Source organism: uncultured Psychrobacillus sp., assembly GCF_938022135.1.
GTDB lineage: Bacteria > Bacillota > Bacilli > Bacillales_A > Planococcaceae > Psychrobacillus.
Genome location: NZ_CALIED010000041.1, coordinates 52,389 through 67,240, shown reverse-complemented (window position 1 = coordinate 67,240; position 14,852 = coordinate 52,389). Strand labels below are relative to the sequence as shown.

At 37.5% G+C, this 14,852-nt stretch carries 11 protein-coding genes; 1 reads left to right on the top strand and 10 read right to left on the bottom strand.

Translation table 11 applies throughout. The features are described 5' to 3' along the window. Positions 1-119 precede the first annotated feature (119 nt). The 5 genes from Q0371_RS09290 to Q0371_RS09270 form a co-directional block, all read right to left on the bottom strand. The gene (locus Q0371_RS09290; RefSeq protein ID WP_298470546.1) at positions 120-776 is read right to left on the bottom strand and encodes a ribonuclease H family protein; all 657 of its coding nucleotides are present in this window, start codon (positions 774-776) and stop codon (positions 120-122) included. Between the two features lie 535 nt (positions 777-1,311). After that, positions 1,312-1,554, bottom strand: coding sequence for a hypothetical protein (locus Q0371_RS09285; protein ID WP_169361226.1), 243 nt, complete (start codon positions 1,552-1,554; stop codon positions 1,312-1,314). A 162-nt stretch (positions 1,555-1,716) separates the two neighbouring features. Then, positions 1,717-3,933, bottom strand: coding sequence for an Ig-like domain-containing protein (locus tag Q0371_RS09280; RefSeq protein ID WP_298470544.1), 2,217 nt, complete (start codon positions 3,931-3,933; stop codon positions 1,717-1,719). 152 nt (positions 3,934-4,085) lie between these two features. Continuing rightward, the gene (locus Q0371_RS09275) at positions 4,086-4,532 is read right to left on the bottom strand and encodes a VCBS domain-containing protein (protein WP_298470542.1); all 447 of its coding nucleotides are present in this window, start codon (positions 4,530-4,532) and stop codon (positions 4,086-4,088) included. An 87-nt stretch (positions 4,533-4,619) separates the two neighbouring features. After that, a complete protein-coding gene (locus Q0371_RS09270) occupies positions 4,620-5,084 on the bottom strand; it encodes a VanZ family protein (protein WP_251552662.1) in 465 nt (154 codons plus the stop codon). Positions 5,085-5,301: 217 nt separating this feature from the next. On the opposite strand from Q0371_RS09270, the gene Q0371_RS09265 reads away from it, so the two are divergent. Next, positions 5,302-6,519: a hypothetical protein gene (locus Q0371_RS09265; protein WP_298470540.1), complete on the top strand. Its 1,218-nt coding sequence runs from the start codon at positions 5,302-5,304 to the stop codon at positions 6,517-6,519. A gap of 215 nt (positions 6,520-6,734) precedes the next feature. Here Q0371_RS09265 and Q0371_RS09260 read toward each other — a convergent pair whose 3' ends face one another. The 5 genes from Q0371_RS09260 to Q0371_RS09240 form a co-directional block, all read right to left on the bottom strand. After that, positions 6,735-9,323: a bifunctional 2',3'-cyclic-nucleotide 2'-phosphodiesterase/3'-nucleotidase gene (locus Q0371_RS09260; protein ID WP_251552660.1), complete on the bottom strand. Its 2,589-nt coding sequence runs from the start codon at positions 9,321-9,323 to the stop codon at positions 6,735-6,737. A 536-nt stretch (positions 9,324-9,859) separates the two neighbouring features. Next, on the bottom strand, positions 9,860-10,618 hold the full coding sequence (locus tag Q0371_RS09255; protein WP_169361221.1) for a hypothetical protein: 759 nt from the start codon (positions 10,616-10,618) through the stop codon (positions 9,860-9,862). A gap of 410 nt (positions 10,619-11,028) precedes the next feature. Further along, positions 11,029-12,429 carry a sodium:solute symporter family protein gene (locus Q0371_RS09250; RefSeq protein WP_298470538.1) on the bottom strand — a complete coding sequence of 467 codons (1,401 nt, stop codon included), beginning with the start codon at positions 12,427-12,429 and terminating at the stop codon, positions 11,029-11,031. A gap of 21 nt (positions 12,430-12,450) precedes the next feature. After that, complete coding sequence (locus tag Q0371_RS09245) at positions 12,451-13,584, bottom strand: Xaa-Pro peptidase family protein (RefSeq protein WP_298470536.1); 1,134 nt, start codon at positions 13,582-13,584, stop codon at positions 12,451-12,453. 16 nt (positions 13,585-13,600) lie between these two features. Then, positions 13,601-14,770: an amidohydrolase family protein gene (locus Q0371_RS09240; RefSeq protein WP_298470534.1), complete on the bottom strand. Its 1,170-nt coding sequence runs from the start codon at positions 14,768-14,770 to the stop codon at positions 13,601-13,603. Positions 14,771-14,852 lie beyond the last annotated feature (82 nt).

Below are 14,852 nucleotides of genomic sequence, written 5' to 3'. Positions count from 1 at the left end.
GCTCCACCGCCTTGCCCCTCGGGGTCAAATGGATAAAAGCTGCGGTGGCTGAGGAACTGCCTCCTCACTTTTCCCCATTTGCCTGTCGGGGCAGGAATAGGCGGTTGCGCTTTTCTTGTTTACAGTAGTTCACTGTTAGCTATTATCTCAATGCCGTTCAATGCCTGGGTAGCTAGCCTGTCTGCCTCACTATTTTCCTTGCGAGGCACTGCCTCGTACGTAGGATCGATCCCAAGTTTTTTCATCTTCGCTTCGATGCGATCGGCCCATTCCGAAAGACTCGGCTCAATAACTGCCCACTCCCCACTCAATTGATTAATAACAACCTGCGAATCACCAATAAACGTCACAGGCAAATGGTGAACACCAAGCAGCTCCAATTCCTTCAAACACATATGTAGTGCAGCATACTCCGCCTCATTATTAGATATTAAATGTGCGGAAGGAGCATTACTCCGAAGGCGATACGCCTTACCACTCTGCTCATAATAAATCACACACCCCATACCCGACATCTTTGTTTGAATATCAAAACCTCCATCAAAGTACACACGCACATTATGAGGCTCCGTTTCAATACTCTTCAAGTAGCTCTTTAACTCCTTTAAAAGCCACGAGCTATCATACTGATCAATAAAATCCATCTGCTTTACTCTACCTGTTTTCTGAATATCTTCTGAAATAAGGAGCGCTTTAGCAACAGGCATTTCATCTGACCGAAAAAAAGTCTCTGCCCCTCTAGGTGTTGTATAAGTCCACTCAATACGAATCTTCATCCAAATCTCCCCCAGATTACACCAATATTTCCTTCGAATAATTACAACTAGTTTACCCGTTTCATACAGCTTTATGTTCCGTTTATGAAAGTTTTAGCTATTTATAATAGAAGGAACTCATTTATCCGTTTACTAAGTGAGTATTTGGTATGCAAGAATAGGCTTGCAGTCCTTGCCGACCTTCCACTCCAGTCAAATTTACGACAATAGACAGCTAGTTTACTACAATCCTGCATTACTTTACGACAATCAACCCGTAAATTACTACAATCCCTCGACCGCTCTTCTACTCCAGACAAATTTACGACAATGAGCAGATAATTTACTACAATCCAGCATTACTTTACGACAATCAACCCGTAAATTACTACAATCCCGAGCCAGCTCTCCTACTCCAGACAAATTTACGACAATCAGCTATTTCTTTACGTCAAATTCCTCGCAAACATTCTCTTTTCCAACCAAATTCCTCTTCCAAACTAAAAAACAGGTTGTCCGAAGATGCGGATCTTCAAACACCCTGTTTTCTATAAGCTTAGTGGTTCAACCTTGGCTTTACATAACCAAAGCGGTGGAATAGTACCTCTCCTGCAATTTCTATGTAAGTTTTGGCTTGGTTTGGAGAGCAATACATAGCTCCCTTCTCTACAAATGGTTCTTTATCGTCCGAATGATTATAGTCCATGACAATTACTATATTTTTGCGATCCTCTTGTAGTTTATTTATCATGTACTGTGTAAAGGACGTTTTACCCAAAATGATATTTACTTTTAGCACTTCATCACCTCGTTTGTAAAAAGAATAGTATTACTTTATATTCTATAAGAAGAAAACTGAAAAGATTGTCGAAACTAGGCGAGAATCCATATTTTTTTTCATTAATTTATAAAAAGTAAAAGCTATTCCCCGGGAAATATATCGAAGAATAGCCTTTATTGATTATTTTGAAGAATCTCGAAGAATTGTTCCATCCAATTTCGAGGCTTTCACACTGTATTCTAGCTGGTCTTGATTGACTATGCCAGAGGTCGAAGTAATAACAAAAACGGATGCATCAAAACTAAAGTTGTCATCTCTTGAAACAAAATCAACGATCTTTAAAGTATCTTCATCCACATAATCTACACGCACTTCCACTGACCTGCCAAACCCATCATTTATAGTGATCGTCCCAGAAATCTTTGTCTTAAAGGCGTGATTAAATGAAGGATTTATAAATTGGAAATCAAGCGTATCCATTATAGAAATTCCTTTGGAGCCTTCGTCATGGTAAGTGATAGATGTTGAGGCAAAAGCTCCCTCCTTTATCGTAGCATTGGCCTGATCCACCGAGCCTGTGCCATCGATACCATCCTGTCCGGGACCATACTGATACGCAACAAAGGTATTTTCTATGTTTTGAAGCAAACTAACGGTTCCAACTGTCCAATTTCCTTCCTTGTCCACAGTTACCATACCAACATAAGCACCATTACGATAAACCTTCACTTTATTTCCTGGTTCAGCTGTTCCACTTATCTCGTAATATGAGCCATCAAAAGTAACAGATGATTTAACAGGGTTCTTAATGGTAACAGGGGCATAACGAGTGATATCCGAAATAATATTCCACGTTGATATATCGTTTGGATGAAGATTATACCCAACCGTCAGCATATCTCCCTCAGTCAAAGCTGCTACAAATTCATCTACAGAAACAATCTGACCATGAATAAAAAATAAGTCATTCGTATCCCATTTGTATTTTATCCCGTTAACTACTATGAAATTTGAATTCTTATGAATAGGTGCATTTTCCAGCTTTAAATTGTATTCTCCTGCATTAGGTTGAAGCTGGTGGAAATAAGTAATTGCAGCTTTTTTACTTGTTTGATTGCCATCAAGCTTTTGAATGGTTGGTTGCACGCTCGTTGCCTCACCTGAAGAAGCCTTTACCGTAAAAACGACATGACCGTTCTGGTCGGCATAATGGCTCCATTCCTGACCTCCAGTATTAACCTGTCCATTAAAGGAAGTAATAATAGCTGTCGTAGCTTCTCCATTAGGTTGAGCAAGGTTTATTTTTACTCGGCCGTTATAAGGTGAACCATCGCCATTTGTAAACTTCGCAATATACACACGAGTATCCGTCGTTTCAAGGTATTGATCTTTTAGATCAGTTAATGAAATACCTGATGTGTCCTCAACTGAAGGTGTCGTAAATTGCACGGAATGCCCTTTCCATCTCAATGTGTAGTCCGTAGCTGATTCTAATTCTGAAGTTGATAATTTAATAGACTTTCGATCATCTGAAAGCTTTGCCTGCTGAATTATTTCCCCCGGAATAATAAACTGACCAGGTTCTAAATGATTAACATTGTGATCCATTGCTTTTGACAATTTCAAGGTTACTGTATGTTGGTCTTCAGGTGTTGCAAAAAGAGGTAACATAGGAATGGCATCCTCCACAGCCTCGTAATTGTTTACTAATTTGGAGTGAAATCTGTGGTTGTTCTCGAAATCGGTTAAGTATTGATGAGCCTTCATCAGCTCTAAATCAGCTTCTATGTATTTATTTTCCTTCAAAAGTTGTTCTGCCTTTTTTATATGCATATGTACGGTTACATCGTATCGAATACTTTGTATGAGATGTTCAAAGGTGGGCTTTACTGAGTTTCGTATTCCGTCTCTAGTGGACTGCCCATAGACTCGATCCAGCAGCTTGGCTTGCTTACGATATTCTTCCGAGGCCACGTGGTAGGCAGTTTCTATATCATCTAAATTTCCAGATGATATTGCTTGTTGAACATTCGACGTTAGGACTTTTATTTTTTCACTTGAAGTAATTGCATCTATGTATGCCTGTGCTCGCTTTACTTGGACCTTTGCGTCTACCAGTGATGCCTGTACACTTAATCTTTTAGAGCTCGAGAGACTGGCAGCCGCTTTTTCTGCTGCTTCTATGTATTTTTTCGTTGTATTATATTCTTCATATGGCTTTGTTTTGAAATCTGCAAACCCTTCTACAGAAATGGCCCACTTTAAAACCGTGCTTGCGTTTTGCGCATTTATTACAAGCTGATTCACATTTGTTGCAGCGTCCGCTTGGGTCAATGGCGTAGCTGCTATAATTGCCGAGGCTGCTACGGAAATTTTGAACATTTTAGACTTTCGCATATGGTGCTCCCTTCCTTTTATATTAATCATAACATGTAAATTAAGGTAAAAATATTACTAAATTTAGGAAATTATTAATTATTTATTTCAATATTTACCAAACACATACACATAAAAATGTCCCATCAACTCAATGATGGGACATTTTTAGGCTACTCAACAGAGATGACAGTTAGATTATCTTTTTTAGGAGGCTCAACTGGAAGCGTATCTCCTGGTTTTGGATTAGCTGGCGTTTCGATTACATCTGGTTTATCACCTTTTAATAATTTTAGCTTAGCTTTCGATGGAGTTTCGTACTTAATAGATATATCCTTTTTCACGAAGTTCCCTCCTCCTACACCATAAAGACCATTGTGGGCACCAATATAGCGATATACGCGGTATTCCTCACCCTTTTTCAAGCTTCGTACCTTTGTTAAAGATTGATCAGCCTCTAGTTTCCAAAGAGTTGTATCGGATTGGACCGTTACTTTTCCAATTTGACCAACCTTTAGCTCTGTTTTTCCCCACATTACTTTTCCAACTGCTTCAGCGGTTACAGAATGAAGTAATGTAAGAGAAACTATTAATATTAAAAATGAAATTATCTTTCTCATAAATAGGAGCCCTCCCATTAAGTTCAGAATATTTATTCTTTATTATAGAATACCATAAATACCGCAAAAGTGGCATACACAGATAAACTAATTGGAAGAATTCAACCGGGAGATGAATACACGAATTTTAGAAAGTAGTACATACCCAATAATTCCAATACTAGCACCCACCGTATCTATAAATACATCTCTCACTTGAGCTCCCCTGCCTAGTGCAAATAACTGTAGTGTCTCGTCTGCTATAGCAAAGACCACGCAAATAACTAGTGAAAATGCCATACTTGGTAGGAGATTTAATCGCGTAGATTTTAAATACTGCATTAAAAGAATACCAAGGATAAAATACACTAGAAAATGAGCTTGTTTCCGTATAACGATGTAGTAGTCATCTTTAATTATATTAGTTTCAGGTGCAACAACATTTGCGGCCTGTTTAATAGTATGCGCTACGTTAGAGCTCAGCTGGCTAGAGACACTTGCTGGCTGTTGAGATAAATAAAAAATAATTCCCATCCATATAATTACTACACCAAATAGAAAAATTTTCCTCATAGTTCTATATTCCTCTCCTATTATTAAACTCTCTGCAGACCACCTATTAATACCATTTTAAACCATATTATCATTTAAAAATACTTATTAATAATACTTAAATTAAAAAATATATCGAAATTTGTAGAACTATTTTAGTACCCAAAGCAAGACTTTTGTATTACAATCATATTAGTCTATTTTTTGACAATTCCATTTTTTGAATTGAGGTAAGGAAATGAAAGAAGATCATAACCTAAACGAACACCTTTTTATCACCCTTTTTACAGCTTACATATTTTGCAAAGTAATACATATAGCTTTACCGACATTCAACATACTTTTATTATTTACATTAATGACGGTTATTATAACAATCCTCCGTATATTCTCAAGCTATATGGTCGGACAAGTAATTGTGTTTACAGGAATAGCTCTTCAACTTACTTACGTTGTAAAATTTATATTTTCTCTATCATTGATAGGTTTGGCAGTGGTCGGAGGTACTTTTTTAGTTTTACTGATCACCACTTCGTTTTTAATTTCAGAAAAAGCAACTAAGAATTCTATTAATCAAAGCTTATTAGCAGCAAGCTCAATTTCTGTAATGTATCTATTTATAGCAAATACGCCCTTATACCTTCTTTTATATCTGACATATCCAGTAGCCGTTTCTTGTATTTATGTGAGTTTAAGCAAAAAAGCAGAATATGGCTTCACCATTGTGATGATCAACACTGCTACTTCCATAGCAGCAGCCTACTTAATATCTTTACTTTTAGGATTACCAATGACGGATACTATTTTGATAGCAACTTTAATTTCAACTTTCGTCGTTTCTTTTATGTACAATGATGAAACTAAACTAGTGTTTATGCTAGGATATCAACGTTTCCTTACTCAAAAAGAAAATTTAAAGAAAGATATTTTTATACTAAAAAGAGCATTAATGAACGTAAGTGATCTGACAAGTAAAGAACTTTTAGAAGCAGTAAACTCACTAAACGATTTTAAGCGCGAAAGAATAGTAAAGAATTTAAGTCCAGGCATCATCACAAGATTTGACTTGCAAGAAAGACATAAACAGTTAAAAGCTACCGTATGGCTCCTAGTTTTTTGCGCGTATGTAACATACTGTGCCGTAGCATATTATGTTTCCACTATCTCACACGATTATTTAATTGCTTTTTTAATCTTTGCCCCAATCTATTTCCTAAGCGTCCCTTATATAATCAGCCAAATTCTGTACAAAAATCTTATTCGATACGTCAATCAACAATTCATCATTCCTTACAACAAGCTCATAGACAAGAGAGATGTACTTAAAGAGGAAATTACCAATCTACTACTTGCTAAGGGATATAAAATGGAAGACAAAGATTTATCTTTCGTCTCTGCAACCACCTACTCTACTTACGGCGGTAGGACAGATTCAGAAACTCCAAACGCTTTCTAACAACTTAAAAGCAGTCGAAGCTCACTAAAGAGCCTCGACTGCTTTTTCATTAATATTAATAACTGCCACAGTGGTATTACGGGTGGTTATGTTACAGGTGCCAGGCACCTGTAACATAAGAGAGACACCTGTATCACAAGACGTAATAATCCAAACAAAAAAATCCTTTCTAGCGAATAATGCTAGAAAGGATTTTTAAAGGTTTTTATTTCACCTTATTTAATTGAATACTTACCAAATCCGTCTGTGCCTTCACCCATGAATTGAATGTTGCCATCAGCTGGAATTACTTTTGCTGCATTTTTCGAAGATTCGAATACGATTTTTGCAGTTGCTGGAAGAGGTGCAAATTTCCAGTTTCCATCTGCAGAAGGATCGATTGTTTTCTTCTCTAGAATGTAGTCAATGATTGCTTGACGGTTTTCATCAGGATATACTTCTGTTTCGGTTGCATTACGCACACCTGGGAATGTTCCGTTAGCACGGTAATTATTTGTTGCTACAATGAATTGTTGCTTTAAATCGATAGGTTTGCCATCAAATTGTAGGTTAACAATACGTGAAGCATCTTTATTAACTAAATTACCATCTGGATCATATTTCGCTGGTTTTGTTACATCAATTTCATATGTTACTCCATCGATTACATCATAGTTATATGAACGGAAATCTGTATTGATTAACTGTTGTTCTCCTGTTTTGTTTGCATCAATTTGGTTGAATTGCCCAGCAGACATCTCTAACCAGTCTTTCACGTCTGCCCCAGTTACTTTCACATAAGAAAGTGTGTTGTCATACAAGTATAGATCTGCAACGTTTTTAATCGCTAACTGACCAGTAGGGATATATGTGTAATATTCTGAGTCGCTTCTTGTTCCTGCTTTAAATGGAGCACCTGCAGATAGAACTGGAATGTTCTCATTTGCAGTTCCTTTTAGCTTAGCTTTTACATATTCTGTTTGTGCATCTGTAACGATTTGGATTGATGGATCATCTTGCACTTGAGAGAAATAGCTATGAATATCCGCTGTAGTTGTACCTACTGCTTGGCGAACATAGCTAATAGTTCCTTCATGCGCTTCTTTAACTGCATTTACAATTGTTTGGTCTACATCAGATGCATCCTTAGCAATTGTACGAACTTCTGCTTTAGAAGAAGCAACTTTCCAGCCTTTGCCGTCTTTTTCAAGCGTTAAATCAATTACACCTAAATGACTACCAAACTTACCAGGCATTACAACTGGCACGCCGTTCATCGTTCCCTTGTCGATATCAACATTAGTTAGGGAAGCATCCACTTTGCCAGGGAACACTTGGTGCGCGTGACCTGTGATAATTGCATTTACATCCTTAACCTTAGTTAATAAATAAGTGACATCCTCTTCGCCAACCTCATGTGTTGCATCACCCATACCTGAGTGAGAAAGAACGACTACTACATCAGCTCCTGCTTTTTTCATTTCAGGAACAACTTTTTCGATCGCTTGAACTGAATCATCTACTGTCACTTTTCCTGTTAAATGAGATTTATCCCATTTTAGAATTTGTGGAGGTACGATACCAGTTACCCCTACTTTAACCGTGGATTTATTACCAGCTGCATCAACCACTTCTTTGTCGATTAATACGTATGGCGTATAAGCTAACTTACCAGTAGCAGCATCACGAACGTTTGCATTTACATAAGGGAAATCTGCATCATCCATTACCTCGTCTAAGAACTCAAGGCCATAGTTAAACTCGTGATTACCGAATGTTGCACCATCATAGTCTAAAAGCTCCATCGCTGTAATAGAAGGATGCTCTTCTCCATCCACTAGCTTGTCCACTGAAGATTTATAAGAGCCTAGAGGAGTCCCTTGGATAGAATCTCCGTTATCAAATAGCAATGAATTACTATTTTCAGTACGTGCATTTTTAATTAATGTAGCTGTTTTAGCAAGACCTAAGCTGTTAGAAGCAGTGTCTTTATAATAGTCATAGTTTACGATATTAGTATGAATATCAGAAGTTCCTAAGATACGTAAGGAAACAGTTCCTTTATCTCCAACCTCGTCACCAAACTTTTGATTATATAAATCTTTTAAAAATTGTTTCAATCCTGGGAATGCATTAGAAGCAGGAACCTTATCAATTAATGGGTAAACTTTAAGAAGAGCAGCCTTAGCTTCCTCTTTCTTACCTGCTTGCATTAATTTATCCGCTTCCACTATGCCCATGAAAATAGTTACTGGAATCTGTAACTCGTCACGTTTAGCGTTAGCTGGATCTTTATATTCTTTTAATAATAAATCACGTGCCGCCTTACCAGAAAAACGATACATAATAGATGTTCTAGATTTTAACTGAGCAGATAACGCATGATAAGACTTTTCAACTTGGAATACATTTCGAGAAGCTTCTGCCTCTTCAATATCCTCCATGATTGGGTTCAAGTATTTATCCGCATAATTATAAGCATCAATATAAGGGATAATTCCTTTTGAAATTTTTTCATTATACAAAGCATCTAAATCTTTTAACATAGTAGCTTTATTTTTTGCATTAGATTTAGCAATAGCAGCTTTCGCTTTCGCATAACTTGCTTTCGCCTTGTTTAAAGCGGGATATAATTCTTTAGAAGTAGCAATTTTACCTTTTTGAGCTGGCACAACGTAAGCATACGCTGCATTTTTCATGTCCATACGAGCTTGGTCTACAATTTGTTGTGTCGAACTACTCGCAAAAGTCACATTTGCTGAAGCAAACAATGAAGTCGCAAGTGCAGCAGCAACTACCGATTTTTTAATAGAATCTTTTTTCACAATCCCACTCCTGTTTCTAATTATCATCATACTAATCTAATTATTTTATCTTTTTGCAAAAGATAAAATAATAAGGCTCCATACTAAAGATAATCAATTATCCCCACCAAAACAATACACTCCCTGTTAAGACTATGTAAAATCTATCAAAATACATAGAATATATCCAAAAATATAGTAAACAAACACACAAAAATACTGGATTTTAGCGTTTATATTACAGGTGCCTGGCACTTGTAATATTCTTGATATAAGTATTCTTCGCTATATCTCGTACCATTCTGTCCACACTACCAATCCTTGTGAAAATTTATTATTGCGAGTGCCTGGCACCTGTAACATATTGTGCGAGATTTCTACCACCGCTTAAATTCAAAAAAGACCAGCTCAGTAGATTACTGAACTGGTCTTTCTATTAGTTTTAAAATAGTTAGAGATTATGGAGTCACTTCTATACGAGTAAGCTGCCATTTTTCTATAGAGTTTACATAGAAATTCATCCATACCTAAGCGCAAAGCGGTTAGCAATAGCTAACTTACTTTGCCTTTTTTATTTCTGCGTCATACTTTTCATTTATCCACTGTTTAAGACCTGGGAAAATATTAGACTCTGGCATTTTATTAATTAAAGGTCCGACAGTTTGAAGGACTTCTTTTGCTTCTGCTTTTTTACCTTCTTGCACTAACTTATCTGCTTTGACTACTTGCATAAAGATAGTTACGGGAACTTGTAATTCGTCACGTTTCGCATTAGCTGGATCCTTGTATTCTTTTAACAATAAATCACGTGCAGCTTTACCTGAAAAACGATACATGATTGACGTTCTAGTTTTTAGCTGAGCTGATAATTCATGGTAAGATTTTTCGATTTGGAATACGTTACGTGAAGCTTCTGCTTCAGCAATATCCTCCATGATCGGATTTAGATATTTGTCTGCATAATTGTAAGCATCAATATATGGAACAATACCACCATTTACTTTTTCTTCATACATTGCATCAAGCTCTTTCAAGATTTTCGCCTTGTTTTTGTCATTAGACTTAGATACTTGAGCCTTTGCTTTATTATAGCTTGCTTTCGCTTTGTTTAAAGCTGGGTATAACTCCTGACTTGTAGCAACTTTACCTTTTTGTGCAGGTACCACATAAGCATATGCCGCATTCTTCATGTCAATACGAGCTTGATCTACAACTTGTTGAGTTGAACTACTAGCAAAAGTTACATTTGCAGAAGCAAATAATGACGTGGCAAGCACAGTAGCAGCTACCGTTTTTTTAATAGAATTCTTTTTCATAAATCCACTTCCTTTTCTTTTTTTGAGCCATTTATTATTTTAAAATAATAATTTACTCTTAACTTTAACATAAAGAAATAATCTATGCAAAACAAGAAATTCACACTAAAACAAAGAAAAATCAATCTTTCTAATTAAATATATAGTTATTTATGGTAAACTCTTAACTATTTATTAAGGATAAAAATATTATTATAAATCAATTGTTATTTATTAACATTACAAGAGACAGTTTGTTACAGGTGCCAGGCACCTGTAACACACTGTCTCTATACTATTTCTCTCTAAAAAAATAAAAACCCCTTGTTCTCCTATTTCAGAACAAGGGATTCCCATCAACTATATATTTTAGTATATTTCACGTGCCTGGCACCTGTAACATCGCTCGGCACCCGTAACGTTTTATCACTCTAGTTACTGGCCAGTTTTTGTTTTACGCTAGCTGCTGGTTGGGTAAGTAGGCTGACGATTATTAAAGTGAGGACGGCCATTGGCAATGCGAATAATACGCTATTTAGCTCAAATGGCTTACTCAACACTACTTCCCATAAAATCGTGCTTACTCCTCCTACTACCATGGAGCTCAACACCCCTGATTTAGTGGCACGCTTCCATAAAATCGTTGCAAGCAGTGCAGGGGTAACGGCTGCTCCGTACATGGTGTACGAATACATTTGAATGGCCAGTACGGATGGGAAGTACATGGCCAGCACATATGCTAACACACCCAACCCTACAACAACATAGCGGTTCATCTTTAACAGTTTTTTATCTGGGATATCTTTTTTGCTATACCTTTTGTACATATCATAGACAATGTTTCCTGAAGCCGAGAGTAAATATGACGTTCCCGTAGTGATGATAAAAGCAACGCACGCACAGAGAACTACCAACCCGATTCCTAATGGCAACCCATTAATCGCCATATTCAACACTGCAGTATCAGGAGTAATATTAGGGAACATCACAATTGCCGCAGTTGCAAAAGTTATCGTTAATCCGATTACAAGCACGCTCCCAATAAAAAATCCTATCGTAGAATTTCTAGCTGTTTTTTCATCCTTTGCCGCAGCAAATCGCTGATACATGTTTTGATCACCAAGTATCAATAAAAACAAAGGTAAGAAATACCCTAATAATTGTAAGTTACTAAGCCCGCCATTCCATTGCTTTGTCTGCTCTGGAAGATTTAGAGACAATCCCTCCAAGCCTCCAACTCCATTTAACACGAAAGGCAACCCTACTAAAAAACCAAAAACAATTAGCAGTGCACTTAGCGCATCTGTGTATGCAACCGAGAATAATCCACCGCTCACTGTAAGGAAAATAACAAGAATAGCAATAATAATAGCACCTGTCTGAATTGGTAGCCCTGTCGTGATCTGTAATACATACGCTCCACCAGTAAACTGATAAGCTGTAATACCCACATACGCCAGAAGTATTAAAATACTCGCAACAAGTCTGGCTTGACTTCCAAAACGTTTTTCAATTATTTCTGGAACAGTAAAGGCTTCCCCTTTTCGAACCCTACCTGCGATAAAATAAAGTACGATAATACCGAAGATTCCACCCGACAGATTGAAAATGGCTGCCCATGGACCATATTGATAAATGAAGCTTGCTCCACCCACAACCGTTCCTGAACCTACAAAGGTAGCTAATAAAGTTCCAGTCATAACCCATAAGGGGAGTGTTCTGCCTGCTGCCATAAAATCTTTGCTAGTCTCAATTGATTTTTTACTAAAGTAAACCCCCATCAAGGCCATTACAGCTAAATAAATAACGACGGCTATTAAATAAATACTCATTCCTTTCCCTCCCCTAATTAGTTATAAAATTAAATCCTCTAGCTTACTTGGATAATGAGTAATTAACTGTGTCCCCTCCCCCCTTAAAATGACTGTATCTGAATGCCTAAAGCCTCCAACACCTGGTATGTATAGCCCTGGCTCCACACAAAACACCATATTTTCCTGTAATACAAGGTCATTAGAATACTTTAATGACGGCTCCTCATGAAGACCTATCCCTATACCATGACCAGTCCGATGTCTCACATATTGCTCCATATTTGCATCTCGGAAAACCTGTAAAGCAACCTCGTTTACCTCTGCTGCTGTTACACCTACACGTATAAAGTCTAATGCAGCCTGCTGCGCTTCTTGAGCAAGCTTAAATGCTTCCTCCTGTTCTAATGTAGGATTACCAACAAAAAAAGTACGTTCACATTCTGCGCGGTATCCATTTATTCCAACCTGTCTGCTGTGAATCACAAGATCATTCTTATTAAGCTGCCTTGTATTAGAGAAGACATGCGGCATATTCGTACGTTCTATTCCAGAGGGTGACATAACAAAGTAATCTAACGTCGAATTAGGATGCCTCTTTGCTACTTCTAGAAAAAGAGCTGTATTTCCAAATTGATCTATCTCCATTTCAGTCATTTCAGGTGTTGCATGCTCTAACGACTCTTTTAATGCTAGGCTGACCAAGTTACCTGATTCAATAATTTGTTCTATCTCTGCTTCCTCTTTAATAGCTCTCATATGGATAATTTCATCATCTATGCTAACTAAATCAAATCCCTTATCTCTCAACCTCTTTCCTAGTTCAAGTGGGAGTGAGGCAAACTCGACTCCAATCTTAGAGTTTTTCGGATAAGAAGCGATCACTTCTTCAAATAGTTCTATATAAGAATTAGCCTGTGTTTGATGCAAAGGTGTTTCATAGTAAACAAGTAGCTGGTCCGCTATAGACTTTTCCTTGGCATGAGTCTCTTCTAAAGATGGCACTACTAGTTTTGTATGTTGTTGATCTACAAACAAAACGATCGGTCTAGAATATGTGATTGCCTTTAATCCACTAAAATAATATTGGTTTTCAAAGTTCAAAATAACTGAACATGTCAGCTCATTGTCATCCATTACCTGGCGTAGCTGATGTACCCTCTTTTCTAAATTCATATGCTTATCCCCTTTCTTAATTAATAAAGTGTCCATCCTTCATAATCCTCTTGTTACCCTTCAAAATAGATAAATCGTCTAATGGGTTATCCTCCAAAATTAATAGATCTGCGTACATTCCTTTCTTTAATAAGCCCCTATCACTCAGCCCTAAACATTCTGCAGCTACTTGGGTAGATGCTTGGAGAACTTCCATTCTAGACATTCCCGCATCCTCCATTATTAATAATTCGTCAAAATAGTAGCTCGGTGGAGTAATCGGTGAACCACAATCTGTCCCAGTTGCTATCTTTACTCCAAGCTGTACAGCCTGCTTTAGCATGTTCTCATGTGGTTCCACTACATGCTTTGCCTTTTCTAACGCCCATGCTGGTATATGCTCATCCGTAGCTAATCTTTTCATAACAATCATCGTGGGCACTAAATAAGTGTCATTCTCCTTCATTTTTTTGAGTGCACTTTCATCTGCATAAATGGCATGCTCAATTGTGTCCACTCCTGCCTCTATACAATTGTGAATTCCTATCAAGCCTTCAGCATGTGCTGCTACCTTCTTATTCTTCTTGTGTGCCTCCTCGACAGCCGCCTTCATCTCCTCCACATTTAACTGCGGAGAACCTGGCTCCTCTCCAAATGTATAAATACCTCCAGTTGCCATAAGCTTGATCAGATCAGCGCCTTCCTTCATTACCTCACGGGTAGCTCGCCGAACAGCATCGGGACCATCTGCTTCTTTACCTAAGTAATGGACATGTCCCCCTGTCATACAAACTGCAGGACCAGAAGCAACAATTGTCGGGCCAATTAAACTTCCGCTATTTATCACATCTCGTAAATTTAAGACACTTTTCCCTGGAGAGGCAACATCTCGAACTGTGGTGATCCCCTCCTTTATCGTTAGTAGTGCATGCGAGTACGCCTGAAGGGCAACCTTCGATTCGTCTAGATGCTCTATCTTCTTTTGCGGATCTTCCGTTCCATCCCACACTAAATGCACATGACAATCAATTAACCCTGGCATAACAAACTTTCCCTTTACGTCAACTAAATTTGCAGATTCCGTCTGCTCTACTTTTCCAGTACCAACCTCTACTATTTTTTTATCCTCTATTATCAGATAAGCGTTTTCCCTTATATCTTGATTTAGTCCGTCAATTAACGAGCAGTTATACAAAATAGTCTGCATCTATATCCCCGTCCTCTCTTTAGTTAATAGAAATTTTAGATTTTTCTAATAAATTTTTCATTAGTTAAAGAGCACAAAAAAA

Bases quoted from the DNA above. Each gene is read 5' to 3' on its own strand.
- Q0371_RS09290 (WP_298470546.1), bottom strand. From the start codon at position 776: ATGAAGATTCGTATTGAGTGGACTTATACAACACCTAGAGGGGCAGAG.
- Q0371_RS09280 (WP_298470544.1), bottom strand. From the start codon at position 3,933: ATGCGAAAGTCTAAAATGTTCAAAATTTCCGTAGCAGCCTCGGCAATT.
- Q0371_RS09275 (WP_298470542.1), bottom strand. From the start codon at position 4,532: ATGAGAAAGATAATTTCATTTTTAATATTAATAGTTTCTCTTACATTA.
- Q0371_RS09270 (WP_251552662.1), bottom strand. From the start codon at position 5,084: ATGAGGAAAATTTTTCTATTTGGTGTAGTAATTATATGGATGGGAATT.
- Q0371_RS09265 (WP_298470540.1), top strand. From the start codon at position 5,302: ATGAAAGAAGATCATAACCTAAACGAACACCTTTTTATCACCCTTTTT.
- Q0371_RS09255 (WP_169361221.1), bottom strand. From the start codon at position 10,618: ATGAAAAAGAATTCTATTAAAAAAACGGTAGCTGCTACTGTGCTTGCC.
- Q0371_RS09250 (WP_298470538.1), bottom strand. From the start codon at position 12,429: ATGAGTATTTATTTAATAGCCGTCGTTATTTATTTAGCTGTAATGGCC.
- Q0371_RS09245 (WP_298470536.1), bottom strand. From the start codon at position 13,584: ATGAATTTAGAAAAGAGGGTACATCAGCTACGCCAGGTAATGGATGAC.
- Q0371_RS09240 (WP_298470534.1), bottom strand. From the start codon at position 14,770: ATGCAGACTATTTTGTATAACTGCTCGTTAATTGACGGACTAAATCAA.